This is a genomic window from Bacillus sp. BS98, assembly GCF_008432245.1.
Classification (GTDB): domain Bacteria; phylum Bacillota; class Bacilli; order Bacillales; family Bacillaceae_G; genus Bacillus_A; species Bacillus_A toyonensis.
Window position 1 is genome coordinate 4545796 of record NZ_CP043830.1, and the last position, 24234, is coordinate 4570029.

Genomic DNA, 24234 nt, shown 5'->3' on the forward strand with positions numbered 1-24234 from the left:
TATTTATGCTGTATTTTGGAATTATTCCTCTTATATTGTTTATTATTTTTCTTATCTCTTATTTAAAAGATCCGCGAAAAATCATAAACGGCTTTTTATTTAATGCCTTTATCTGTTTTTTCCTTCTTTTTTGCGTAATCGTATCTTTGAACTCAGATAGTGCTGTCTTGCGTTACATTATATTTTTACCTTTTTTAGCACTCCTCATTATGCTTCCTTTCGGTATTATCGCTTTAATGTTTGGATTATTTCTTAATGCAAGAATTTTAATGAAGCGAGAAGGAAGACGGTTCACTAACTGTTTAACGCTCCTTGCTGCTTTAGGGATGTTATTCTTTATGTTACTCCCTATTATAAATCCAGCAAGTTTGGTCTCATCACATTTAGAGCCTATTTTTGCAGGTATTTCTCTTATAAGCGTATATTTCTTTATACACTTATCTAACTTTTTAAGTGCTTATTTTCTATACCAATTCAACAGACCTAGACGTAATCAAGATTTCATCATCGTTCTCGGTAGTGGCTTAATTAATGATAAAGTACCACCTTTACTTGCAAGCCGCATTAATAAAGCTATCGACTTTTATTGGAAACAAGCAGCTGTGAATACACCACCAACAATTATTTTCTCTGGTGGACAAGGTCCAGATGAAGGGCTTCCTGAAGCAGAAGCGATGCAAAATTATGCGGTCGAAAAAGGAATTCCTCTTAAACATACAGTGCAAGAAAATCGCTCTGTAAACACATATCAAAATATGTCGTTCTCTAAAGAAATTATGGACTCTTTAAAACCTGAAGGTAAGTATAGAAGTATTTTTACAACAAATAATTTCCACCTTTTCCGCGCTGGTATATATGCAAGACAAGCTGGCCTGAATAGCCAAGGAATTGGATCAAAAACTGCATTTTATTACTGGCCTAATGCAATGATTCGTGAATACGTTGCGATTGTCGTAATGGGACGTAAACGTCATATGAAGTTTTGCGGGGCTATTTTAGGATTCGCTTTATTCGTGTCAGTACTTAGTTTTATATTTTCTTAATAGCATCCCATCCTTTGAAAGGATGGGATTTCTTATACTCATTTCAAAAATATTTTAAAGATAATATGGCGATAATATTCCCTGCATACATCCATTAAAGGAGAATTTTTTCAAATTAAATGTTAAAATGAAATTTAGGTGTGAATGATGTAACAAACAAGAAACTAGTTTGAAACGAGGAAATTATATGGAGAAAACTATCAAAAACAAGCCCAATAAGCTAAAAATCGCTTCAAAAGCTTTGATGATTATTATTGGGGCATTTATTACAGCGTACGGATTAGAGGCTGTCTTAATTCCAAATAACGTATCCGACGGTGGTGTAACTGGTTTAAGTATCGTTAGTTCAAGATTATTTGGATTGCCATTAGGGGCTCTAATCGCAGTTATTAACATTCCTTTCGTTTGGTTAGGATATAAGCAAATCGGTAAAAGTTTTGCAATTTATTCCATTATCGGGATTGCTTCATTAGCAATAGGTACCGTTGTCATGCACGGAATACCAACTATTATTGAAGGCGATACATTATTAGTTACAGTTGTTGGTGGTATTATTATCGGTTTTGGTATGGGACTAGCATTACGTAACGGCGGAGCATTAGATGGAATCGATATGCTAGCTGTATTACTTTCTCGCAAGTTACCTTTTGGAACGAGTGACCTTATTTTATTCTTAAACATGTTCGTGTTTATTTTCGTATCAACAGTATTCGGTCTTCAAGGAGCTATTCTTTCGGCAATTGCTTACTTTATTGCTTCGAAAGTGATTCATATCGTTGAAGTTGGTTTAAGTGGTTCGAAAACATTTAAAATTATCACAAAAGAGCCTGAATTAATGGTAGAAACAATTCGCGATCGTTTAGGCCGAAGCGCAACGTATAACGAAGTATACGGTGGTTATTCAAGAGAGAAATTCAAAGAAATTTCTTGTGTAATTAACCGTTTAGAAGAAAGTAAAATGAAAGATCTTATTAATGAAATCGATCCAAATGCCTTTATTACAGTTTATGACGTAGCAGAAGTAAAAGGCGGTAATTTCAAGAAACGTGATATTCATTAATCGTTATGAAAAACGAGGCTGTGCCAACATTTTGGCACAGCCTCGTTTTATTATTAAGTTGCTATCGTTGTCAGTTTTTGTCGGTAAGTCGATATATTTCAATAATCGCTGATATATTTTGAGTTGCGGTCGATATATTCCAATAAGCGCTGATATATTTTTACTCGCCCCACCGGCTCCCTCGTTTAATCCACTCTACATACTTTTGAAAAACCGGCACTTCTTGTTGAAAACGAAGCGGAACATATAGAAAAAGAGTACATGTACATAGTATCCATAGAATACCTACTACAAAGTGAAATTTCATTGTTGTGCTAATAAACAAACTGAGGAATAAGACGAGGAACATAATCAAACTAAACCTTTTATATATAGTCATAATAATCTCCTCCTTATAACTTAATTGTACCAGCTACAAGGAATTAATTTCCATAATAAAAAGACCGAAAAGCAAATTCTACTTTTCGATCTTTTTAACTATCTTCGCTTCGTAATTTTTCCTGAACCACCGACCCTCGTTTTCGGAGGAGATGTATTCCTTGGCGGGGTTTTAATAGATGATTTCGGCTTCACATCTGATCCGCTTGAACCACCTGGTGTTTTTGTAATTTTCCCTTTGCTTCCGGTAGAAGGTGGAGGCGTCGTATTATTTCCTTTTTCAGTAATACTTCCCTTATCACCTACTGATGACTTCGAATCTACATTATCGCCTCGCTTAATGATAGATCCTTTCCCTTCCTTCGTAATTGGAGGCGGGGTTTTCTTTTCTTCTTTCGTAGGTGGCCTTTCCGGAATAACTGGTTTATGATTTTGTCTGTCATTATATCCTCGATAATCACCAGATGATGATTTTTTTGAACCGAATATATCGTTTAATATACTCCCCATAATATACCCTTGCAAGAAGGATGGTTGGTAATTTTGACGGACAAACTCTTTATTACTTATTTCAATTAACGTATCAGACGGTTTCTCTTTATCCTTTTGCAGATTATAAATCTTATCAGAATAAACGAGGAACATTTGATTTTCGTCTTCTTTAGATGCTTGCTTCGGTTCTCTTTCATTAATGAGTTCCTTTGCTACTTCAGGAACAGACCGATTGGCGGCCCTATACACGTAAGATTCTTGTTTACCTTCCTTTGCAACAGACTCGAGTGGATAACGGTCTTGAATCGACTTCGTCTGCCAGCCTTGACAGCCTGATAAAGCATAACCGGCAACAACAAGTAAAATAACGATAGCAAGTATAGGGATCACGAACGATTTAATCATGGTAAACAATCGGTTTGACATGATTACGCCCCCTTACGTTGCTCTTATAATTTGTACATCTGCAGGAATGATTGCTTCTCCCTCATACATCATTGTGCGACCATTTTGCCATTCAATACGTAATAATTTTCGGTTATCAGATTGAAATTCCCATACGTACTGTTCTTCTGAAGCAGAGAATGGTGTTTTTCCCATTACAACAACACGTCCGTTATATTGCTCTTCCATATGGTACTCGGTATCATCCATTTCAATTGTCGTCGGAACTTCATCAATTGAATCTAAACGACCATCAATTGGTGTATATAATTTGTAATACGTATTTTCACGATCTTCAATTTTCAAATAACGAATATCTTTCCCATCTTGCAGTGTTAAAACAATCTCCTTACGAGAATGCATGCTCGTTTTTCCAGTTAATTCGTACATAACTAATGAAACTTCAATCATATCGCCAGGAGCTAATGTCAAAAGACTCTTTTCCGGCTTCGGCGGCTCTGGACTTTTCATTATATTTTTAATTCGTTTAAATAAGCTCACAATCTACCCCTCCTTTTCTCTTTATAAACAAGCACCTAAAATAAGTGCACCAACAATATGTAATGATCCAGCTAACATCGCATGCGCAACACTGCCTTCTTTCGTACCTTCTTCTAAATCCAAACCAGACATTTTCTTTAACACAAACTCAATAAACATTTCTACCACTAGTAAAATAACGAAAGAAACTGCTGAAGCAAGTAGTGCTTGCCATAAGTCATTTGCTTTCGTTATTGATTGAGATAAAATGTAACCTTGTGCGAATAATTTCATAACGAAACGAGTTGTTACAGCTGTATTCCCATTTTTTATTTCTTTTAAATCATTGTATTTTGTAAAAATTGAATCAACCCACATAATTGCAAATAAAAGTACTGCACTCGCTCCAGTCCATACGAGCATAGCTACTACATTCATCCATGTCATTGCAAAACCTCCTCTAAATATAAAGTGAAACTTTAATCAGTGGGGCATTTTCCATCCCCTACTGATTATTGGCTCCTACCAACCTCTCTGCTTTCACGAAATGTTGAGGCGGGAGTCTCACTGCCGACAAATAGCGGGGAATAGAAAACCGACATGAATTTGTTTAGACATGTCGGTTCAGTTGTCTCTATTCTATATTATTTCTCATACTGCTTCATAATACGAGCTAATTCATCGTCAACAGCAGAATTTTTGTTTAAGCTTGCGAATTCATCATCTAATGACTTTTCTTTTTTGTAAACTTCACCGCTTGCTTCTGCTTCAGCTTCTAATTGAAGAGCTTTCTCTTCCATACGGCTTAAACCAGCTTTTGCTGAATTTGAATCAAACCCAGACATCGCCTGATTAATATTCTTTTGTGCTTTCGCTGCATTTACACGTGCTACAAGTGTTTCACGTTTATTTTTCAGCTCTGTTAATTGCTTACGCATTTCTTCTAACTTTGCACGAAGATTATCAGCAGCTGCTTTATTTTGCTCATAGCTTGCTTTATACTCATTCATTTTTTGCTCTGCATTTTGTTTTTCTTCTAGTGCACGGCGCGCAAGATCTAAGTTACTAGCTTGAACAGCCATATGAGCTTGCTCTTCACGTTTTTTCACAAGTGCTTCTTGCTCTTCAAATAATATTTTGAACTTTTTCTCAAGTGCAATTTGAGCTGCTACACTCTTCTCAGCTTCTTGTACATCCGCTTGCATATCGCGTAAATATTGATCCGTCATCTTAACTGGATCTTCCGCTTTTTCAATCATTGAATACACATTCGACATTGTTAAATCTCTTAATCGTTTAAATACAGACATCCAAATTCCTCCTATGATATACCTCATATTTCAAATTCACTACTTGGAAAACTGAAAAATCTTCCTTTACAGTAAAAAATATTCATTTTTACAGCCTATGTGTTTATTATAACAAAACTAATATGTCCTTACATGTTATTTCCAAAATATAGCCAATATAATATGACATTCCAGATATAATATTGTTTTCCTAATATATTCTCATTAAAACCCTCTAAAATTGACTTATTTTTATTTACTTTCACTAAATTACATTATTGTAATGTTACTGTAAGCTAACTCGATAGTTACGTTCCGATATTTCTTATACACTAATACCAGAAGCAACAAACAAGCTTCTCAAACTGTAAGAACTAATACAAAAACTGTATTTACTATAAAACATATGACAAGGAGAAATCATCATGAAAAAACTAGTAGGAATCGGATTAGCAGCAGCAATTTCATTCGGAGCATTATCAGGTTGTTCTTTATTAGGAGAGAAAGCGAACGGTTTAGTATTATACGGATCAGAAGAGCAAGTTCAAAAAATTACAGATCAAAATAAGAAAGAAGTAAAAGAAAAAGACTTCTATAAAATGAAAATGACAACATTAGAGGGTAAAAAAGTACTTGTAATGGATAAGAAAACTGGTGATGAACTTGTTAAGAAAGAATTACTTAAAAAAGTCAGCAAAAATGATGATACAAAGGCAATCGATAAATTACCAGCTGTAACAACAGAACAAGGTGTATTATTCGCAAAAAACAAAGTTGAAAATGCTACAATTGATGGCGCGAAATTAAAATATGAAGGCAATACAATTATCGGTGATGGCCGTTCTTATGCAGACATGTTTGCTATCGTTGATGATGCAACATATGTAAATGTAAAAGGTGAAGAAAAATCTGTAGGTATTTTGAAATTTGATAAAGACCCAAGCAAAGAGCTACCTGGAGCAAATGGAGTAGAAGCTTCTCAACTTGTAAAAATTAAAAAGTAAAACAAAAAAAGCCTTGCGAAATTCGCAAAGCTTTTTTCTATTTATTATGAGCAATTTGCTCCATATCCGGACTACAGGTTTGCGACTGACATGACTTATTTAAAGAACATGCTGCGCATTTTCCTTTTTTACTTCGCTTTGCGAAATTAACTAACGTATATGCTGCATAACCAAAAATGATAGCTCCAATTATAATATTGACCATCATCATACATCTCCTTTTAGAATCCGAGTAAAGATCCAACTTGGTATATAATAAGCGTTAATACATAAGCAACTACGAGCGGATAAACGACTGAGAAAATCGTCCATTTCGCTGATCCTGTTTCACGTTTAATAACAGCTACTGTCGCTAAGCACGGAACGTATAATAAAATAAAGAACATAAATGCATACGCTGATAATGCTGTATAATGTGCTCCCATTACGTTTCCAAGCACATCTTCTTTAACCGCATAAATAATCGCCATTGTAGAAACGACAACTTCTTTCGCTAAAAACCCTGTTAAAAGGGATGCTGCAGCTTGCCATGTTCCAAAGCCTAGCGGTGCAAATAGCGGTGCGATAAATCCACCAATCATCGCTAAGTAACTGTCTCCCATATCAACACCAAATCCTGATGGACCTGCATAATTTAATAGCCAAATGACAACCGAACCACCAAAGATGAATGTACCAGCTTTACGAACAAACCCTTTCCCTTTTTCCCATGTGCTAAGCCATAACGTTTTCGCTTGTGGCACGCGGTAAGGCGGTAGTTCAATGACGAAAATAGATTTTTCCGCTTTTAAAATAGTAAGAGACATTATTTTTGTAACTAATAACGCAAGGACAATCCCTGCAACGTATAAAGAGAACACAACAGTTGCCTGACTATGAGGGAAGAACACTCCCGCAAATAATGCATATACAGGTAAACGTGCTGAACAAGACATAAATGGTGTTACTAAAATTGTAAGTAAACGCTCTTTCTCCTGTTCAATCGTTCTCGCTGCCATAATACCTGGAACGTTACAGCCAAAACCGATAATCATCGGAATAAAGGCTTTTCCATTTAAACCGAAGAACTCCATAATTCTATCCATAACAACTGCAATTCGCGCCATATACCCTGAGTCTTCTAATAATGAAATGAAAAAGAATAGTGCAAAGATTTGTGGAACGAATACTAACACAGCACCAACACCGGCAATAATACCTTCTGTAACAAGCGCTTGAATAAAATCAGAAGCTCCAATACTTGTAAGTCCAGCCGTCACCCAATCCGTAAGCTGGCCACCAAAAAACTCATCTAACATATCCGATAAAGGTGTACCAATCCAAGTAAACGTAACCTGAAAAATAAAAAACATAACTGCTAAAAAGATTGGAAGTCCTAAAATTTTATGTGTAATTAATCTATCAATTTTTTCTGAAAAAGGAATTTTTCCTTCTTTCTCATGCTTCATAACATTTGTTTTTAACTTTTCAATATACGCTTCACGAGTTTTGTAAATGTGCTCTTCTAACGTACAATCAAGTTTTCCTTCTAAGCGAGATCGAATGGCTATGAGTTCCTTATAAATTGGTAATGCTTTTATTTCTTTTTCTACTACTTCGTTATTGCTTAAAAATTGAAGTGCTAACCATCTCGGATGCTCGTAATTCACTGTCTCTAAAAGAGCAATTACTTCTCCAATTCCTTCATCCATTTGTACACCATATGAAATAAGGAATGGCTTTTTCTCTTTTTTGTCATTTTCTTTAAGAGTCGTAAGCAGTTCTTCACAGCCTTTTCCACTTCTTGCAACGACAGGCACAACTGTTACACCTAATAGTTCTGATAATCGTTTTACATCAATTACAATTCCTCTTTGCTTCGCCACATCAACCATGTTTAAACCAATTGAGACTGGCTTACCAAATTCAAGTAACTGCAACGTTAAATGCATATTTCTTTCAAACTGCGAGGAATCTACGATATTTAACATATGATTAAATTCTTCTGTTAATAGAAAGTTTGTTACAACACCTTCATCACGTGAAACTGGATTTAAATCATAAACACCTGGTAAATCAATTAATGTTCCTTGTCTATCTTTTAATTTACCAACCTTCTTTTCTACTGTTACACCGCTCCAGTTTCCTACATATTCATAAGAACCAGTAAGTGCATTAAATAATGATGTCTTCCCTGTATTCGGATTCCCTAGCAAAGCTACCTTATTCACGCTAATTCCACCTTTATCATTTTCGCGTCACAATGACGAATACTAATTAACTGTCCACGACACTCCAATGTACAAGGACCTTTAAACATCGCTTTCTGTTTCAGGCGAAGTTCGCTTCCTTCAGCAAGACCGAAAGCAGCTAGTCTACGCTTTAATAGCTGATCTAAAGACTGAATACTTTTTACTAACACTTTCTCTCCAATTTTAATATCTACTAAGCTCATAACCTTCCCCCTCAGAAGAGAATGATAATTATTTTCAAAAAAATTATACCACACCCAATTTCTCTTGTACTATACCCTTTTGCTTCATATTTATTAACATTTCGCTACAATTGTATTTCAATTATTGTCATACTGTATTCGTTTGCCATTCTCATCCATTTCGCTTACAATAAACAATAGCAAATAAAGAATCTCGTTATCACTGGGGGAGCCATGCCGCTGAGAGGGAACACTTCGTTCCGACCCTTCGAACCTGTTAGTTAATGCTAACGCAGGGATTGTGCAAACGTCCGAAATACATACCTCATTTTTATTTACGTATTTCGTATCCTCCTATGATATCTATTCTTTTTTGTACAACTTGGATTTAGGGGGAGACAACATGCGTAACACTAATTTACAAGCGATGATCGAATCTGCTATTCTTGCAGCCTTCGCCATGGTCATCGACATTTTACCATTATCAATTAAACTTCCAACAGGCGGTTCTATCTCATTCGCTATGATTCCTATTTTTATTATTGCTTACCGCTGGGGCTTTAAATCAGCTTTCTTAGGTGGTTTAGTTTGGGGACTGTTACAAATTGTCGTAGGTGATGCCTACATTTTAACACCAGTTCAAGCATTCATTGAGTACTTCATTGCCTTTGCTTTTATCGGATTTGCCGGGTTATTCTATCGTCCAATTCAAAATGCACTTTTAGCATCTAATGCGAATGGCAACGAACAATCAAACTTAAGTAGCCATAAAGATAAACCTTCATCAAAACAAAACCAAGGAAAGAAAGTAATTGGATTCATTATCGTTGCTACATTTATCGGTAGTCTAGCTCGTTACTTCTGTCACTTTATTGCCGGTATTATTTTCTGGGGACAATATGCACCGAAAGGTCAATCAGCTGTGCTATATTCATTAATCGTAAATGGCAGCACAATGCTTGGTTCTTTTATTCTATGTACAGTTTTACTTATATTTTTATTTATCACTTCACCACGCTTATTCAAAAGCATCAATGCTTATCAAATAAATGCAAACAAAAAGGGCGCTTAACTAGCGCCCTTTTTTATATCAAAATTCTCAATGAGTAATATCGATAATAAATACAATAAATGCACAAAGAAAAATAAATACCATCACACCTAGTAAATTGCTATTCATGGCTAATCTACTCCTTACATAACCTCTTTTTCTAACAAGATTATATCTCTTAAAAATAAAGATTAGGTAAAGATAATATGAAAATAACTTAAAAAAAAGCGTAGCATGTATGATCTACGCTTTTTTCAGTAAGTAGAAGTAAAATAACACACCATCTTCTGTATTCTTTACCCCATATTCAGCATCGTGCAGTTCTAAAATATTCTTTGAAATAGCAAGCCCAAGCCCTGTTCCACCTTGTGAACGATGACGTGCTGCATCCACGCGATAAAAACGATCCCAAATTTTATCTAATTGCTCTTCTTCAATATGAGTACCTTTATTTTCAATACACACTTTTATACGACTTTTCTCATCTATTGTAGAAATAATAATATCCTCTTTATTCGGTGTATAACGTATGGCATTCGTAATGAAGTTCACGATGACTTGTTCAATCCGGCCTTGATTTGCGACTACTTCAAATGGACCTATATTTTTATGAACACGAAGTTCTTTTTTCTCTATTTCTACAGAAAGGTGTTCACATATATCTTCAATTACTGTATCGATATAAAATGAATCCATTTTCATTTTATATGTACCTGACTCAAATTTAGCTAACTCAAGCATATCTAAAATTAACGTATCCATTTTATCTACTTCTCGTTCCATCGCTTGAAAATAGTACTCTTTTTTATGTTCAGCTACCCCATCCTTTAAAATAGAAATACAGCTTTTCATAATACTTAACGGTGTTTTTAATTCATGTGAAACACCAGAAATGAATTCCTTCCGCGTCTTTTCTAGCTTTCTTTCCTTTTCAATATCTTGTTCTAGCTGTCCAATATGCGAATGGAGTTTATTCGATAGCGTATTAATATTTTTCGATAAATCACCAATTTCATCTTTTGAAGTAATTGGTATTTTTTCTGTGAAATCTAAATGCGCTATTTTTTTCGTTGTATCATTTATTTTTAGTAGCGGTTTTGCAATTTGTTTCGAGTAATAAAACGAAGCTAGAAAAACCAAAACGACTACAAATGCAATAATGTAAATGTAATAATCTTGTACCATTTGTACAGCCTCATCTACTGGTTGTAAAGAAGCCATCGCATATATATATGCTACTGATCCATCTTTTTCTTTTATTGGCTTAATTAATAATTTATATTTTATATCATTTTTTTCATAGTCCATTGTTTGTGTTGCATATTGTATGTGCTTGCTCTCTTTTAATAATAAATCCGTTTGAAATTCTTTTATGTTATCCAAGAATATACTATTTTTATAAATTGGATTCACAGGACCTTTTACATCTGGGAACTGTACTTTTGTAACACGTCCTCCTATGTAAAAGCCTAATTCCTGAGCAGCTTCTTCCTGAACAGCTGGTTTCTTTTCCTTAACAAGTTGCTCCCCAGCTGCTCTCCTTTTCTCCTCATCTAATTTAATTTTCTCCTGAAACGCTTTTTCTAATGGCTTATTAGATCCATTTAAATTTTGCTTACTTAACATGAAAGAGAATGGAATAAAACTATCTTCTTGTTTCACCCCAGAAACAGACATTGTTTGTCCTAAAAACTGATCTGATGATTTATTATCAATCTCCTCTATATTGACGAGATTGTATAAGGGAATCTTGAATATTTGTTGTCCAAACTCCTTTTGTTTCCTACGGTCTATCGTTACCTCAAAATAAAAATCATCCACATGTTTTAAATTCCCATTCTGATCTAATGTCGTAATCCACGTATTATTTTCTCTAAAAAAGTCTTGCTCCAGTTTCTGAATTCCTTCTGCATTTCCTGCGTAATTTAAATAATTCTTTTCAAAGGAATTTAAATTCACTTTAATATCTTCTACTTTTCGATTCGCATAATATTGTTTGAAAAATATCGTTTGTCCAATAAATATCGTCGCTAAAATTAACATACATAATGCTGTTGTGAGAGTAAATAATTTTAGTACAATCCCTTTTCTCATACATTCCCCTCAAATTTATATCCAGTTCGTACTACAGTTGTAATGTACTTTGCTTTCTCTCCTAATTTATTTCGCAAATTACGAATATGGCTATTAACTGTTCGATCATCGCCAGCAAATTCGTATCCCCAAATTCTTGAAATTAATTGTTCCCTTGTTAGTACAATCCCTTGGTTTTTCATGAAATACACCAATATTTCAAACTCCGTATGCGTTAAACTAACATCTACCTCATCAACAGTAACAGTACGTGATGGAAAATGAACGTGGATACCATGAATTGATAACGTATCATCTTCATTCTCTAAAGGTTTCTTCGATGCTTTTCTACTTTCTAATAATCGTTTCGCCCTTGCTAATAAAATTGGTGGACTGTACGGCTTCGTCACATAGTCATCTGCTCCAAGTTCAAAACCAAGTAACGTATCATCTTCATCTACGCGCGCCGTCAACATAATAATAGGCACCTCGGACGTCTTCCGAATTCTTCGGCAAACAGACCATCCATCGAGTTCCGGCAACATAATATCTAAAATAACTAAATCAACCTCTTCTTCTTCAAATACAACTAAAGCTTCTTTCCCGTCCCTTGCTTCAAACACTACATATTGTTCACTTAAAAAATAGTCCTTTAATATTTCACGTAATATATCTTCATCTTCAACAATTAAAATGTTTTTTGACATAACGTATGTATCCCCTCTCGCCTTCAGAAACTATAATTTTATTTTGAATAACTAGCAGTTAACTTCGCCTCGATAATATATCTATCCGGTGCATCTCCTATATAATCAAATGGGTAACAAGTTGTCAGTGTTAATAGTGGTTCTTCTTTTTTTATAATAACAGTACGATCATCCGCATGGGTAATCCACATCTTTTGGATTTCATATGTGTAAGTTTTATTATCATACTCTAAAATAAGAGTATCCTTTTCTTTCAACTCTCCTAAATCTGTAAATACAGTATCCCGGTGCCCACTTAATACAGTATGTCCCCCTCCAGATGGCGTTGTCGTTAAATCACTAACAAACATACCAACTCCTTTTTTCAGCGTTACATCATTTGCTCCCCAATATATAGAAAACTTCTTCTTTATTTTCGGTATATTTAACATTGCTACCTTTTCTCCTTCTTTATGTTCTGTTTGAGAAGAAGGCACTTGAGAAGTTACAGGTGTTTCATGAGCAAGTTGAGTATCTTGTATATTTTTAAGATTCTTTATTTCTTCTTTCGTTAATTGTTGCGCAGAGCTTTTTCCTTTATACCATTCCACAGCGTAATATGATCCCATGAATAGCCCTATGGCCATCAATATGATACCGATATAATTGAGTAACTTCATGTTTCATCCCTCCATGCAAAAAATGGTAGGAATAACCTACCATTTTTAATATGTGAAATTATCCCATTCTTTATAGGACAATATTTTATTTACGCCTTAACTTTATTACGACGATTCAAACCAAATAATGTACCTACCGCTACAAGACATGCACTTAATCCCATCATTGCTACATTATTAGATGCTGTATTTGGTAATTTTTCACCTTTTACAACTGGCTTCGCTACTTCTTTTTTTGCCGCATCTTTTTTTTGTTGCACTTGTGCTTCTTCTTTTTTCCTTACTTCATTCTTTTGTTGCTCTTTTATCGCAGCTTCTTTTTTAGCCATATCACTTTTCTCTTGGACTTGTGCCGCTTGCTTTTTCTCTTCTTCATTTTTTTGCTGCGCCTTAATTGCTTCTTCTTTTTTAGCTTTATCTTGTTGCACTTGCGCTTCTTCTTCCTTTGTTACTGTTCCAGTATCCGCACTTGCTACTGAAGAATATCCTACTGTTAAAAGTGCCATTGCACAGATCGGTAATAGTTTCTTTTTCATTTTATCTCTCTCCTCTTATACGTTTTACATCACTTCGCATCGGATGTACCACTAGAATAAACAAGAGAGATAAATATAAGATGCAGATGAAATATATTTCATTTAAAGATTTCATTGTAGAAAAATAAAAAACATCGCAATATATACGATGTTTTTTGAGTGCGTGTCTCAATATTTACATGTTACTTTCGCGTGTTTCAGAAGTAGAGCGGGCCGGAGCAATAACTAATTGTCTCGGCTCAGTTTTCTTGAAGTGATTTTTGACGTTACACTTACGACGTTGAACAACCCACGCTTTAATAGGATTTGTTAAAATAATCTTTTGCTCTTCGTTAGGGGCCTCTTCTTCCAATCTACAACTTTCGCTCCATTTACGCCATTTCATTGTAATTTGCGAAGAAGAATGATCGTCTTTACGATCAAACAAGTGCAAAAAATCCATTTCTCCAGCTAGCATTACGGTGTTACTAGTCGCTAAAAAAGAAAAGGTTGTCCAACGTTTCTCCATGCCCTCCTACTCCTTCTTCACATATAGAGTGCCTAAAACTTAATTTACCTAAAATGTGCTTGCCTTTTACCTTACACCCCTAGTTTATCCAAAATACTATTATGCAACTATCGATTTGTCTTACAACTACCTTACAGTTTTGTAAGAAACGAAAAAACCTTCACTATATATACGTGAGGGTTTCTTAATTCTTATCTATATGATTTTTCATATTATCAAGTCCAGCTTCTTTGAGCTGTGATATCATACCGTGGGAAATTGCGCCTAATACTAAAGTCATTCCAATTAGTGAAATGCGAATTGCAGGTACATCAATTATGTAAGCCAACATACCAAGAACAATTGTTAACAGCAATGCTTTTATAAATGTTACACTTGTATACTGTTTCTTTTTCATCATAATCACCCTTTGTGGAAGCGTTTTCTTAATGTAATCAGTATATCATATCATCTGATTATTTTGTGGGGATTTTTGTAAAAACCTTATGTCTTCTTTGACTTTTTTCTTTCTATCCTTTACAGTCGAAATGTTCACAAGTTTTACACTGTAGGAGGATTCAAATGAAAATTGAAATAAAAGACACTTTAATTTCTGAAGAACAATTACAAGCAAAAGTAAAAGAACTAGCACTTCAAATCGAGCGTGACTTTGAAGGAGAAGAAATCGTAGTAATCGCAGTATTAAAAGGTTCATTCGTATTCGCTGCTGATTTAATTCGTCACATTAAAAACGAAGTAACAATCGACTTTATCTCTGCATCTAGCTACGGAAATCAAACAGAAACAACTGGAAAAGTAAAACTATTAAAAGATATCGATGTAAACATTACTGGAAAAAACGTAATTGTCGTAGAAGACATTATCGATTCTGGTTTAACACTTCACTTCTTAAAAGATCACTTCTTCATGCACAAACCAAAAGCATTGAAATTCTGTACGTTACTTGATAAACCTGAACGCCGTAAAGTGGACTTAAAAGCTGAATATGTTGGCTTCCAAATTCCAGACGAATTTATCGTTGGCTACGGTATCGACTGCGCAGAAAAATATCGTAACTTACCATTTATCGCTTCAGTTGTAACGGAGTAATATAATAAAATAAAGTGAAACTTTAATCAGTGGTTTTTTTCTCCCACTGATTATTAGCCTTCACCAATCGGGCTTTTACGGGCAGTTAATCTCCCACCTGACTTCCTCGTATTCGGCGAAATTTGAGGTGGGAGTCTTACTGCCCGTTAATCGGGGTAAACTTCCATCAATTACTGATGGAAGTTTATTTTCTATCACAATTCGTAAAAGACAAAGGGAGAGAATAAAAATGACAAAGAAAAAATTTGAAAAAGTACTCCTCATCGTAAATCCAAAAGCTGGACAAGGCGACTTACATACAAATTTAGCGAAAATCGTACCACCTCTTGCGGCGAATTTTCCTGACTTACGTATCCTTCATACGAAAAAACAAGGTGATGCAACAAAATATTGTCAGGAGTTTGCTAGTAAAGTAGATTTAATTATCGTCTTTGGCGGTGACGGAACTGTATTTGAATGCACAAACGGCTTAGCTCCTCTTGAAACTAGACCTACACTTGCAATTATTCCAGGCGGAACTTGCAACGACTTCTCTCGCACACTTGGTGTTCCGCAAAACATTTCAGAAGCGGCAAAACTTATCACAAAGGAACACGTAAAACCAGTTGACGTTGCAAAAGCAAATGGACAACATTTCTTAAACTTCTGGGGCATTGGTCTCGTATCTGAAGTATCAAACAATATCGATGCAGAAGAAAAAGCAAAACTTGGAAAAATCGGCTACTACTTAAGCACAATTCGAACTGTAAAAAATGCTGAAACATTCCCAGTTAAAATCACTTACGACGGACAAGTATATGAAGATGAAGCTGTTCTTGTTATGGTTGGAAACGGTGAATATCTTGGTGGTATTCCCTCCTTTATTCCGAACGTAAAATGTGATGACGGTACACTTGATATTTTCGTAGTTAAGTCAACAGGCATTCAAGCGTTTAAAGATTATATCGGAAAGAAACTATTTGAAGACTCAAATGAAAATGATATTTTCCATGTAAAGGCGAAATCCATTCATATTGAAACAGAAGAAGAAAAAGAAGTAGATACAGATGGCGAAAGTTCACTTCATACACCGTGTCATATTGAATTGTTGCAAGGGCACTTTACGATGATTTATAATCCTGCGGTTGTATAAGAAAAAACGAGTGCTATCACTCGTTTTTTCTCTTCTAATCTAGTTATGTTGTTGAATCATTTCTTGTATTTCTTTAACTCTCTCCAAAGTAATTCCATTTCTTTGTTCGATCGCTAAAGGATGCTCGGTTGGCTCTAATTCAACATACGGCGCCATTCCTACTTCTCTTATATGTACATTTGTTTTTAAATTTAGTGTTTCTGGATAAACTGGTATTTCTACAGATAACCAACCAAAGTAAGGATCACTATTTTCTCGGCCTCTTTCATCCCACTTCTCTAATACTTCATCATAACTTTCTTTACTAAGTGACGCCCACACAGTCCAAATGAAATTTTCGTGATAATCAATTATAGGAATCTCTAAACATCCTCTAATAAAGTAATGTTCATCGTCCATTACACAAAGATCTGATGTTAAATGGAACCGTCCCTCTCTTTCATGAGGCGCCACCTCGTAATAATAATATGGCGCTACACTTTCGTAGCATAAAGGAAGTGTAAAACGATTCATCTGTACTTTTTCTCCAGATTTTCTTCTTCTTTTCATTTGTTATTCTTTCTCCTATCCTTTTCAGTCACAATCAAATTCCACCCAATTTTTCCAATGCGTATTAGCATTTTTATTCACAATAACACTTGGATCTTTCTTCTCTATTGCAGCGGCTACTGATTGGAAGAATTCATTTTCACTTACTTTTTCTTCTTCAACATGTTTCCATTCTTCCGTTTCATAAGCTACTTGCCAGTCGCCTTCTAAACCAAACTCTTCTAAAATTTCTTCTTTATCCCACCATAATAATTCTTTAGCTTCATCATTAGTAGCAAGCATACGCATGAAGTATGTTGGATACTGCTCTGTCGTTTGTACTTCTATTCCATTATTCGCATAATCTTCTTCTGTAAATTGATATTCAAAATGATGCTCACGAATCTTTAAACTGCCGTTATAAATATCCAGTATAAATTCACCTTCATCATCAAACAACTCATAATCGCCATCATTTAATTGCAAAATACCATCATCACCCATTGAATGAGTAATTCTATCTCCATATACTTGAATATCATTAAATACACCTAATGAACCTGTACCAACAAATTGAAACACCATTAACCAATCCTGATTCTCTTTAAAGAAAAGAAAGAATTTCACTTGTGAAATATCCATATTTTCATTATCTAAGATAGGAAATTCATACTTACTTTGCTTTCTATCTAATAACCTTAAAATATCTTTTTGCACATTTATCACCTTTTCATTAATATTATCTAACATTTACCGTGCTCTCATGCAACTGAAAAAATTCCTCTTTCATTGAGTAATAAAAACTCTCAATCTGTTACTTGAAAAACTTCAGAATCTATATTTAATATTTTTTATAAATCTTGATGATTAAAGTTATCTTTTAGACCATGCGTATGATAATTAGCATGGATACCATCAATATCTTCTGCTAATATGCTATGCATGTACCATCCATGCTCTTGTAGCATATTTTCTTCCCATGCATCTGAATCCTCTTCTAACTCTTCATTAAGTAAATTCGGATCATACCACACATCTTCGTAATCTCCATCAATTAAAAATCTCCAACCAGGTGGTAACCCTAAATACTTCTTTATTTCAGGTGCCCATTCATCAATATGTTGAACGTGTAAAGGAAGAAAGAAATCTTCTTCTGTCCCCATTTCTTCACCAGCCCAAATGTACCAACCTGTCGTTCCGTTTTCTACAGGCATTCGTAACCCATTAATTGGAACGGTACCACTTTTCACATTTTGCGCTATCCCTAACTTAAAGTTATCTGGTGATTCTACATACTCCGCCTCATATTTTTCACATATGCGTAGTTGCTCTTTTATGCATTTCTTCATCCTCTTAGCATACTCCTCAATTTTTGAAATATAGATTTCTTTGGCGAAGCACTCTCTAACTTCCATACCCCACACGGATTATAAAATGGATCCTCTTGTTCATAACGACTATCTATATAATGAGATAAAAGATACACTGGAGCATCTTCTTTGAAACTAATTGTATCTCCATCTTTCAAATTAGGTTTTTCCAATATATTATGTAGGTTAAAATCATTTAATAAATCTACAGCTACTTCCGGCTATATTCCTCCGTCTAAAACAACGTCTGGTAGATTAAATGCTTGCATTCCACATGAATAATAACCGTCCTCTTCATCTCCAACTAAAGTTACAAGATGTGAATACATAGGAAAGATTTCCTTATCCTCTGCAAGCCCTTGCCATTCTTCTTTTGAATAAGCTACACCTGCTGTTTCAACTTTTAAAGCAAGTCCACCTGCATTTAAAAGTTCCATTCCTACATCAATTACTTCTTGTAACCTCTCTGTATCGTCAACTTTTGCAATAACATACACTGTATAAGTATGCTTCTCCAAATCCCGAAGCAATTCTTCATCAAAACGCTCACCACTTGCATAGAAGAAAGCCTCTCTCAAAGAAGGATCTTGTTCATATATATCGATTTCAAAGCCAATCTCCTTCTCCTTATGGTGCATACTATTCCCTGCTAACATATAGTTACTTTTACTCACAACTTCTTGTATTAATTCTGTTCTATCTTTCCATAAACCAGGTACTCCAATAACGATTTGTGTCTCCATTAACATGCTCCCTTTTCAATTAAAATCACTACAATATTTTGAATGATAAAAAAGCATAGCTGAATTACTAAGCACCTTCTACTAATCTTCTTTAAAACCCTTAAGAAATACGTAGTAAGCATTTCTTATATATATTGCTCTATATTAAATCCTAGTTATTTCTATATTGTATTTTATACTACCTATTAATTAGCGCTACTTACTTTCATTAAAAATCTAATGAATTCTAGAAAGAAACTCAACTAAAGAACATAAGGTTTTAAAGAAAAAATATCTATTCCGACTCTTTATCGACACTTTTCGATTTTCTATTTCATAATCACTCAAAATGAATTACAATATATTCATACAAAAAGATATCGTAAACTAAGTGTAATATCTACCTTGTTTATTAGTATTAAATAAACAAAAAATCCCGTGTCCAAACTCAACACGGGATTTTTTCATTTACTAACAATCCGAAAATAAGCACGAACCGTCAACAAATAATAACCAATATAAATAAAGCTATACACGCCAATGCTAATTAACAACGGAACTGCAATTTCATACGGAATAACTGTCGCTAATCCTTTCAGCGCAAATACAGTGTGTAATATACCAAGTACTAAAGGAGTGAAGAAGATAAATCTCATTTGTTTTGCGATTGCCTTTTTCATTTCTTTTTTCGTAACACCGAGTTTTCGAAGAACGATGTACCGTTCACGGTCTACATGTGCTTCTGTTAATTGTTTGAAGTAAATGATAGACCCTGTTGCAAGTAAAAATACTAGACCTAAGAAAGTTCCACTAAACATCATTAAACCTGACGTTTCAATACCGCTGCGGAATATCGTATAGAAATCGCTGAATTGCTCTCTTCCTTCTGCATCTTCTTCCGGTATTACTTTCTTTAATTTCTCTGTTAACACTTTACTATTTCTTTCATCTTTCACATCAATATTTTTCACAGTATGAGCTCCAATTGTCTTCTTCGCTTGCTCATACACTTCATCCGGAACGACAAATAGAAGTTCATATAAGTTTGTAATGTTTTGTGCTTGGACATCTTTCACTTGTACCGGTGCTGCTTCTCCAATTGGGAATATAGCTTTTCTCCCTTTATATACACCACTATCTCTATTTCCTTCACTATACATAGCATCAAATGCATACGCTTCGGTCTTCTTTAAAGACACAGTTTCTTCATTCAAATATTTTGCTATTTTATTAAATGCTGACTGTGCGATAATTTCAGTTGTTCTTGCATGTAAACTATCTTTATTTGAAATATTATCACCGTATTCACCTATCACTTTTACTGTCTCTAACTCATATTGATGAATGACTTCATTCTTTTCTTCTTTTAAAATCTCATTCACTTTACGATCCACATGATTACCTTTCACTTCATATGAATAACTAACTGGCTTATATTTTTTTGCTTGCATGTATGTGTTGTAATACATCGTAACAGAAGTTCCAACCGCCGTTAACGTTACTGCGCTTAATACTGCAATCGTCGCTAACGATTTCGCATTTCCTTTAATGCGGTATAGTAACTGAGATGTCGTCACAATTTGCATTCCGTTATAGAATGAAGATTTTTTGTTTCGCACTCTTTTTAATACAAAGACTGTAAAGAACATAAATAATAAATATGTTCCAAGTGCTGTTGCTAATAAAATGTAAAGAGCAAGTGGCATAAAGTTATCACTGTTTGCATTTTTAATAGCCGTTACTGATAAGAAATACCCTGATCCAATTAATAATATAGAAATGATAGCCATTATTTTAGAACCTTTTGGCATGACTTCGCCTTCGTTATCTGCACGGAATAGCTCAATTAACTTAAATTGATAAATAACGCGGTACCCTTTAAACGATGTGTATAAAATAATGAAACAAAAAATAACTGCTGTATCTATAACCGCTCCAATCGGTACTTCAAAGTGAACTTTTACACCTAACTCCATCATATTTACAAGTAAATTCAGGAACCCTTTTGAAAGTAAACTACCTATTATAATTCCGATTACTAACGATAATAACCCCATTAACATGTTTTCATAAAAAAGCATTTTGCCTATTTCTTTCTTTCGAATACCAAGTAAAGAATAAAGACCTATTTCTTTCTTACGTTTTCGTGTAAAGAAACCATTCGAATATATAATAAATATCGCAACGAAAATAATGAGCATTACACTCGCAAGCTGGAATCCTCGTCCGATGTTATCTCCAGCTTCACTTATTTGTGAATTGTATTGCAACGCCTTAAACGTAAAATAAATGACGATGCTAAAAATCATAGACGCAAAGTATATAAAATAATCTTTAAAATTTCGTTTTATATTACGAAGCGCAATGCTAGATAAGCTCATTTATAGCACCTCCAGAAATTGAAGACATCACATCAATAATTTGTTGGAGGAATTGTTTGCGTGTCATATCCCCGCGGTGTAATTCTTTGTATAACTTGCCATCTTTAATAAATACAACACGTTTACAATAACTTGCCGCAAATGCATCATGCGTTACCATTAAAATTGTTACACGATCTTTTTCGTTTAATGTTTTCATGCTTTCTAATAAATCTGTCGCTGACTTTGAATCAAGTGCACCCGTTGGCTCATCCCCAAAAATCATACTTGGATTTGTTACAATCGCTCTTGATGCTGCACAGCGCTGTTTTTGTCCACCTGATGCTTCATACGGATATTGATTTAAAATATGATCTATTCCAAACTTCTTCGCAATCGTCTCGACTCGTAATTCTACTTCTTTCGCCTTCACTTTTGATAAAGCGAGTGGCAGTGCAATATTTTCTCGTACTGTTAACGTATCTAACAAGTTATAATCTTGAAAAATGAATCCTAAATGATTACGACGAAATAGCGCCAATTCATCATCATTCATCTTCACAATATCTTTTCCATCAATTAAAATCTCACCTTTTGAAGCTGTATCAATGGTAGAAAGGACATTTAAAAGTGTCGTCTTACCAGAACCAGACGGTCCCATAATACCGACAAACTCTCCTTCTTTTACCTGTAAATGAATATCTTTCAACGCTTCAAACGTATTCCCGCCTGTATCATATATTTTCGAAATCCCTTTCGCCTCTAACATTGTTTTCATCTATCTGTACCTCCTGTTATGATTCTTGATGTCCTCTTTAAGCAACAGAATTCAGTATAGATATATTTTCTTAACAAATAGTGCTATGGTTTCTTAAGGTTTTCTTAAAAAGAAAAATCCAAAGCCGTAACAACCAACTTTGGATTTACTATTATTAAAATATCAAATTACACTTCGAACAAAAAGGAGCAGAATTCCCTTTTCTAATTTTCGCATTACATTTTGGACAATATACATATTGCTCTTCTATCTTTTGCCGCTCTAGCATATTTAAGGATACTATTCTCATACTACACATAATCCCAATTAATATAAGGCTAACAATGAGTAGCATATCTCTCACTCCCCTCTATATTTTACCATAAAATAACAAACCCGATTCTCTCATCTAGAATCGGGTTTATACTTACAGTCCTAACTCTGCCTTCGCACCATCAGGAATTTTATCTACATCTATTTGCACTTTATCGTGTAAAAACTTCCCTCTTGTAATTACATGCCAATACGATCCTATCGGTAATTCATCTACCCCATTAATCGTAACTTCTTTTACCTCTCCTTTTTCATCATAAGCTTTTACTGTATACTCACGACCTTTATTTCCATCTAACTCTTTTCCATCATTATCGATCACTGCATAACGATATTCTAAATCAAGAAATGGGTTCATTCGATCAATTGTAGCACTCCCATTTAATAAATATGCCGCCCCTGCTACAATCACAAGTAATGATCCTAAAATAAATCTTTTCATCTATATTCCGCCTTTCATTATGTTTTTCAATAAGACCTTTCTAAGTATAGAGAACCTTTCTTAATAAAAACTCGTACAGTTTCTTAACTTTTTCTTAATGTAACAGGGCTGTGCATCAGCACTTCGATAAATAAAGCCATATTCATAATAAAAGGAGGCTGCCGCCTCCTTTATTTACTCATCACTGTATTCCTTTTTTGTCTGTATAAATAAAACACACTCACAATCACTGCGATGATTCCTCCAAAATACACGCCATACTCTATCGCAATCGCCACAATACTTTCAATATGTTGTCCAAATATAGAACCAAGCACAAAGTAAACGAGCGTCCAAACAAAGCCTGTCGTATAGGAATATAAAACATACGTCTTAAATGACATGTTATTCATTCCAACTAAATACGGCACGATATGTCTTACAACCGGTATGAAATAACTCGTAATTAGTGCGTAATGTCCGTATGCCTCGACCATTTCTTGTGATTTTATAAAATACTTCGCCTTCTTCTTTTTCATTAATTTATGGAGTACTTTTGTCCCAAATATTTTCCCTAATATATATCCTAAAGAAAGCCCGGACACAACGCCTAAATATGTTAATAAAAACGCAGGAATAACACTTAATATACCTAATGAAGATACAAATCCTCCGCTCATCACAATCATTTCATCTGGAATTGGCATACCGATAATTCCTAACCATAAACAGAAAAATAATGCCCAATACCCGTACTGTTCAATGTATGATAATAATTCATGTAATTCCATTATGCATACGCTCTCCTTAGCTCTTTTTTACAGCTAAAGACGTAAGCTGGCGGGAAATTGAGCCACACTTTTTCTAATGTAATTTCAGGGAAGAAATGCTGTATAAAGCCTTTTTTCACAAGTGAATATTGAAATGTTATGAATTCCCCATTCTCATGTATCGCTTCCATTGCATTGTTTAAAATACGTTTTGAAACTTCTTCTGGTAAAGAAGTAAAAGGCAATCCTGATAAGACGTAATCAATGCATTCTATATTGAACTCTTCCATATACTTCTTTATATTTTCAGCTGAACCATGTACAACAATGACGTTCTTTTCATCTTTAAATTTTCTCTTTAGCTCTTTGCAAAACACTTCATTAATTTCAATAAGAAGAAATATTGTTTCCTTCTTCTTTCTCTTCATAATTTCTTTCGTAAAGACTCCTGTACCAGGACCTAACTCTACAATGCATTTCGCTTTATTAAAATCAATTACATCTACCATTTTCTTTGCTAATATTTTTGAACTTGGTGCAATTGCACCAGTATGTTTCGGATGTTTAATAAATTCATGTAAGAATGTTATGAGTTGCATGTAAACCTCTCCCCAT

Annotated in this window: 28 protein-coding genes, 2 pseudogenes and 1 riboswitch; of the genes and pseudogenes, 6 read left to right on the forward strand and 24 right to left on the reverse strand. The window is 34.5% G+C overall.

What is annotated here, in order from left to right; genetic code table 11:
• The first annotated feature begins 5 nt into the window (after positions 1 to 5).
• Both F0362_RS23655 and F0362_RS23660 read left to right on the forward strand, forming a co-directional pair.
• Positions 6 to 1043, forward strand: coding sequence for a YdcF family protein (locus F0362_RS23655; RefSeq protein WP_000965211.1), 1038 nt, complete (start codon positions 6 to 8; stop codon positions 1041 to 1043).
• A gap of 187 nt (positions 1044 to 1230) precedes the next feature.
• The gene (locus F0362_RS23660; RefSeq protein WP_000415908.1) at positions 1231 to 2103 is read left to right on the forward strand and encodes a YitT family protein; all 873 of its coding nucleotides are present in this window, start codon (positions 1231 to 1233) and stop codon (positions 2101 to 2103) included.
• A 160-nt stretch (positions 2104 to 2263) separates the two neighbouring features.
• Here the strand turns inward: F0362_RS23660 and F0362_RS23665 are convergent, their stop codons facing one another.
• The 5 genes from F0362_RS23665 to F0362_RS23685 form a co-directional block, all read right to left on the reverse strand.
• Positions 2264 to 2482, reverse strand: a complete 219-nt coding sequence (locus tag F0362_RS23665; protein WP_000158335.1) for a hypothetical protein — start codon at positions 2480 to 2482, stop codon at positions 2264 to 2266.
• A 98-nt stretch (positions 2483 to 2580) separates the two neighbouring features.
• Positions 2581 to 3399 carry a DUF4247 domain-containing protein gene (locus tag F0362_RS23670; protein ID WP_149889993.1) on the reverse strand — a complete coding sequence of 273 codons (819 nt, stop codon included), beginning with the start codon at positions 3397 to 3399 and terminating at the stop codon, positions 2581 to 2583.
• Positions 3400 to 3411: 12 nt separating this feature from the next.
• Complete coding sequence (locus F0362_RS23675) at positions 3412 to 3918, reverse strand: DUF4178 domain-containing protein (protein WP_000051753.1); 507 nt, start codon at positions 3916 to 3918, stop codon at positions 3412 to 3414.
• Positions 3919 to 3939: 21 nt separating this feature from the next.
• Positions 3940 to 4344 (reverse strand): DUF350 domain-containing protein, encoded by a 405-nt coding sequence (locus F0362_RS23680; protein ID WP_000220091.1) that lies wholly within the window; start codon positions 4342 to 4344, stop codon positions 3940 to 3942.
• Between the two features lie 197 nt (positions 4345 to 4541).
• Complete coding sequence (locus F0362_RS23685; RefSeq protein ID WP_000110297.1) at positions 4542 to 5207, reverse strand: PspA/IM30 family protein; 666 nt, start codon at positions 5205 to 5207, stop codon at positions 4542 to 4544.
• A 404-nt stretch (positions 5208 to 5611) separates the two neighbouring features.
• On the opposite strand from F0362_RS23685, the gene F0362_RS23690 reads away from it, so the two are divergent.
• Positions 5612 to 6190 carry a lipoprotein BA_5634 family protein gene (locus F0362_RS23690; RefSeq protein WP_000737493.1) on the forward strand — a complete coding sequence of 193 codons (579 nt, stop codon included), beginning with the start codon at positions 5612 to 5614 and terminating at the stop codon, positions 6188 to 6190.
• Positions 6191 to 6227: 37 nt separating this feature from the next.
• Here the strand turns inward: F0362_RS23690 and F0362_RS23695 are convergent, their stop codons facing one another.
• From F0362_RS23695 to F0362_RS23705, 3 genes are read right to left on the reverse strand one after another with little or no spacing between them, the layout of a single operon-like run.
• On the reverse strand, positions 6228 to 6398 hold the full coding sequence (locus F0362_RS23695; protein WP_000989588.1) for a FeoB-associated Cys-rich membrane protein: 171 nt from the start codon (positions 6396 to 6398) through the stop codon (positions 6228 to 6230).
• 13 nt (positions 6399 to 6411) lie between these two features.
• Positions 6412 to 8400, reverse strand: coding sequence for a ferrous iron transport protein B (gene feoB, locus F0362_RS23700; RefSeq protein ID WP_001044841.1), 1989 nt, complete (start codon positions 8398 to 8400; stop codon positions 6412 to 6414).
• On the reverse strand, positions 8397 to 8624 hold the full coding sequence (locus tag F0362_RS23705) for a FeoA family protein (RefSeq protein ID WP_000060512.1): 228 nt from the start codon (positions 8622 to 8624) through the stop codon (positions 8397 to 8399). Before F0362_RS23705 ends, feoB begins: the two co-directional genes overlap by 4 nt.
• A gap of 194 nt (positions 8625 to 8818) precedes the next feature.
• Positions 8819 to 8920: riboswitch (TPP riboswitch) on the forward strand.
• Positions 8921 to 9006: 86 nt separating this feature from the next.
• Between F0362_RS23705 and thiT the strand changes: the two genes are divergently transcribed.
• A complete protein-coding gene (thiT, locus tag F0362_RS23710; RefSeq protein WP_001246601.1) occupies positions 9007 to 9675 on the forward strand; it encodes an energy-coupled thiamine transporter ThiT in 669 nt (222 codons plus the stop codon).
• 222 nt (positions 9676 to 9897) lie between these two features.
• Here thiT and F0362_RS23715 read toward each other — a convergent pair whose 3' ends face one another.
• The 6 genes from F0362_RS23715 to F0362_RS23740 all read right to left on the reverse strand — a co-directional run bounded on the left by F0362_RS23715 (position 9898) and on the right by F0362_RS23740 (position 14537).
• Entirely contained in the window at positions 9898 to 11748 is a 1851-nt protein-coding gene (locus F0362_RS23715) for a sensor histidine kinase (protein WP_149889994.1), read from the reverse strand.
• The gene (locus F0362_RS23720; RefSeq protein ID WP_000041849.1) at positions 11745 to 12434 is read right to left on the reverse strand and encodes a response regulator transcription factor; all 690 of its coding nucleotides are present in this window, start codon (positions 12432 to 12434) and stop codon (positions 11745 to 11747) included. The genes F0362_RS23715 and F0362_RS23720 overlap by 4 nt, the downstream gene beginning before the upstream one ends.
• A 38-nt stretch (positions 12435 to 12472) precedes the next feature.
• Entirely contained in the window at positions 12473 to 13093 is a 621-nt protein-coding gene (locus F0362_RS23725; RefSeq protein ID WP_097880354.1) for a class D sortase, read from the reverse strand.
• A gap of 89 nt (positions 13094 to 13182) precedes the next feature.
• Positions 13183 to 13629, reverse strand: a complete 447-nt coding sequence (locus F0362_RS23730) for an LPXTG cell wall anchor domain-containing protein (RefSeq protein ID WP_000728020.1) — start codon at positions 13627 to 13629, stop codon at positions 13183 to 13185.
• Positions 13630 to 13804: 175 nt separating this feature from the next.
• The gene (locus F0362_RS23735; protein WP_000415609.1) at positions 13805 to 14137 is read right to left on the reverse strand and encodes a hypothetical protein; all 333 of its coding nucleotides are present in this window, start codon (positions 14135 to 14137) and stop codon (positions 13805 to 13807) included.
• Positions 14138 to 14321: 184 nt separating this feature from the next.
• Positions 14322 to 14537 (reverse strand): hypothetical protein, encoded by a 216-nt coding sequence (locus F0362_RS23740; RefSeq protein WP_002039823.1) that lies wholly within the window; start codon positions 14535 to 14537, stop codon positions 14322 to 14324.
• Between the two features lie 161 nt (positions 14538 to 14698).
• Between F0362_RS23740 and hpt the strand changes: the two genes are divergently transcribed.
• On the forward strand, positions 14699 to 15226 hold the full coding sequence (gene hpt / locus F0362_RS23745; protein WP_000687583.1) for a hypoxanthine phosphoribosyltransferase: 528 nt from the start codon (positions 14699 to 14701) through the stop codon (positions 15224 to 15226).
• Positions 15227 to 15455: 229 nt separating this feature from the next.
• Complete coding sequence (locus tag F0362_RS23750) at positions 15456 to 16358, forward strand: diacylglycerol/lipid kinase family protein (RefSeq protein ID WP_053445910.1); 903 nt, start codon at positions 15456 to 15458, stop codon at positions 16356 to 16358.
• A 39-nt stretch (positions 16359 to 16397) separates the two neighbouring features.
• On the opposite strand, the gene F0362_RS23755 is transcribed toward F0362_RS23750, so the two are convergent.
• The 10 genes and pseudogenes from F0362_RS23755 to F0362_RS23800 all read right to left on the reverse strand — a co-directional run bounded on the left by F0362_RS23755 (position 16398) and on the right by F0362_RS23800 (position 24218).
• The gene (locus tag F0362_RS23755) at positions 16398 to 16907 is read right to left on the reverse strand and encodes a DUF2199 domain-containing protein (protein WP_000830223.1); all 510 of its coding nucleotides are present in this window, start codon (positions 16905 to 16907) and stop codon (positions 16398 to 16400) included.
• Between the two features lie 24 nt (positions 16908 to 16931).
• Positions 16932 to 17636: a DUF7003 family protein gene (locus tag F0362_RS23760; RefSeq protein WP_000886479.1), complete on the reverse strand. Its 705-nt coding sequence runs from the start codon at positions 17634 to 17636 to the stop codon at positions 16932 to 16934.
• A gap of 104 nt (positions 17637 to 17740) precedes the next feature.
• Positions 17741 to 18235 (reverse strand): annotated as a pseudogene (locus F0362_RS23765) (DUF4262 domain-containing protein); the annotation flags it as partial.
• Positions 18232 to 18999, reverse strand: a pseudogene (locus F0362_RS23770) (DUF4261 domain-containing protein). The pseudogenes F0362_RS23770 and F0362_RS23765, both read right to left, overlap by 4 nt.
• Before the next feature lie 443 nt (positions 19000 to 19442).
• Positions 19443 to 21359, reverse strand: a complete 1917-nt coding sequence (locus F0362_RS23775) for an FtsX-like permease family protein (protein ID WP_149889995.1) — start codon at positions 21357 to 21359, stop codon at positions 19443 to 19445.
• A complete protein-coding gene (locus tag F0362_RS23780; RefSeq protein WP_000855628.1) occupies positions 21346 to 22116 on the reverse strand; it encodes an ABC transporter ATP-binding protein in 771 nt (256 codons plus the stop codon). Before F0362_RS23780 ends, F0362_RS23775 begins: the two co-directional genes overlap by 14 nt.
• A gap of 154 nt (positions 22117 to 22270) precedes the next feature.
• Positions 22271 to 22450, reverse strand: coding sequence for a hypothetical protein (locus tag F0362_RS23785; RefSeq protein ID WP_000924677.1), 180 nt, complete (start codon positions 22448 to 22450; stop codon positions 22271 to 22273).
• A gap of 72 nt (positions 22451 to 22522) precedes the next feature.
• Positions 22523 to 22870 (reverse strand): YxeA family protein, encoded by a 348-nt coding sequence (locus F0362_RS23790; RefSeq protein ID WP_000819389.1) that lies wholly within the window; start codon positions 22868 to 22870, stop codon positions 22523 to 22525.
• A gap of 170 nt (positions 22871 to 23040) precedes the next feature.
• Complete coding sequence (locus F0362_RS23795) at positions 23041 to 23640, reverse strand: DedA family protein (protein WP_000418929.1); 600 nt, start codon at positions 23638 to 23640, stop codon at positions 23041 to 23043.
• Positions 23640 to 24218, reverse strand: coding sequence for a class I SAM-dependent methyltransferase (locus F0362_RS23800; RefSeq protein ID WP_001176051.1), 579 nt, complete (start codon positions 24216 to 24218; stop codon positions 23640 to 23642). The genes F0362_RS23795 and F0362_RS23800 overlap by 1 nt, the downstream gene beginning before the upstream one ends.
• Positions 24219 to 24234: the final 16 nt, after the last annotated feature.

Coding starts and splice junctions, on each gene's coding strand:
- F0362_RS23655 (WP_000965211.1), top strand. CDS start 6: ATGCTGTATTTTGGAATTATTCCTCTTATATTGTTTATTATTTTTCTT.
- F0362_RS23660 (WP_000415908.1), top strand. CDS start 1,231: ATGGAGAAAACTATCAAAAACAAGCCCAATAAGCTAAAAATCGCTTCA.
- F0362_RS23665 (WP_000158335.1), bottom strand. CDS start 2,482: ATGACTATATATAAAAGGTTTAGTTTGATTATGTTCCTCGTCTTATTC.
- F0362_RS23670 (WP_149889993.1), bottom strand. CDS start 3,399: ATGTCAAACCGATTGTTTACCATGATTAAATCGTTCGTGATCCCTATA.
- F0362_RS23680 (WP_000220091.1), bottom strand. CDS start 4,344: ATGACATGGATGAATGTAGTAGCTATGCTCGTATGGACTGGAGCGAGT.
- F0362_RS23685 (WP_000110297.1), bottom strand. CDS start 5,207: ATGTCTGTATTTAAACGATTAAGAGATTTAACAATGTCGAATGTGTAT.
- F0362_RS23690 (WP_000737493.1), top strand. CDS start 5,612: ATGAAAAAACTAGTAGGAATCGGATTAGCAGCAGCAATTTCATTCGGA.
- F0362_RS23695 (WP_000989588.1), bottom strand. CDS start 6,398: ATGATGGTCAATATTATAATTGGAGCTATCATTTTTGGTTATGCAGCA.
- F0362_RS23705 (WP_000060512.1), bottom strand. CDS start 8,624: ATGAGCTTAGTAGATATTAAAATTGGAGAGAAAGTGTTAGTAAAAAGT.
- thiT (WP_001246601.1), top strand. CDS start 9,007: ATGCGTAACACTAATTTACAAGCGATGATCGAATCTGCTATTCTTGCA.
- F0362_RS23715 (WP_149889994.1), bottom strand. CDS start 11,748: ATGAGAAAAGGGATTGTACTAAAATTATTTACTCTCACAACAGCATTA.
- F0362_RS23720 (WP_000041849.1), bottom strand. CDS start 12,434: ATGTCAAAAAACATTTTAATTGTTGAAGATGAAGATATATTACGTGAA.
- F0362_RS23725 (WP_097880354.1), bottom strand. CDS start 13,093: ATGAAGTTACTCAATTATATCGGTATCATATTGATGGCCATAGGGCTA.
- F0362_RS23730 (WP_000728020.1), bottom strand. CDS start 13,629: ATGAAAAAGAAACTATTACCGATCTGTGCAATGGCACTTTTAACAGTA.
- F0362_RS23735 (WP_000415609.1), bottom strand. CDS start 14,137: ATGGAGAAACGTTGGACAACCTTTTCTTTTTTAGCGACTAGTAACACC.
- F0362_RS23740 (WP_002039823.1), bottom strand. CDS start 14,537: ATGATGAAAAAGAAACAGTATACAAGTGTAACATTTATAAAAGCATTG.
- hpt (WP_000687583.1), top strand. CDS start 14,699: ATGAAAATTGAAATAAAAGACACTTTAATTTCTGAAGAACAATTACAA.
- F0362_RS23750 (WP_053445910.1), top strand. CDS start 15,456: ATGACAAAGAAAAAATTTGAAAAAGTACTCCTCATCGTAAATCCAAAA.
- F0362_RS23755 (WP_000830223.1), bottom strand. CDS start 16,907: ATGAAAAGAAGAAGAAAATCTGGAGAAAAAGTACAGATGAATCGTTTT.
- F0362_RS23760 (WP_000886479.1), bottom strand. CDS start 17,636: ATGTTAGATAATATTAATGAAAAGGTGATAAATGTGCAAAAAGATATT.
- F0362_RS23775 (WP_149889995.1), bottom strand. CDS start 21,359: ATGAGCTTATCTAGCATTGCGCTTCGTAATATAAAACGAAATTTTAAA.
- F0362_RS23780 (WP_000855628.1), bottom strand. CDS start 22,116: ATGAAAACAATGTTAGAGGCGAAAGGGATTTCGAAAATATATGATACA.
- F0362_RS23785 (WP_000924677.1), bottom strand. CDS start 22,450: ATGCTACTCATTGTTAGCCTTATATTAATTGGGATTATGTGTAGTATG.
- F0362_RS23790 (WP_000819389.1), bottom strand. CDS start 22,870: ATGAAAAGATTTATTTTAGGATCATTACTTGTGATTGTAGCAGGGGCG.
- F0362_RS23795 (WP_000418929.1), bottom strand. CDS start 23,640: ATGGAATTACATGAATTATTATCATACATTGAACAGTACGGGTATTGG.
- F0362_RS23800 (WP_001176051.1), bottom strand. CDS start 24,218: ATGCAACTCATAACATTCTTACATGAATTTATTAAACATCCGAAACAT.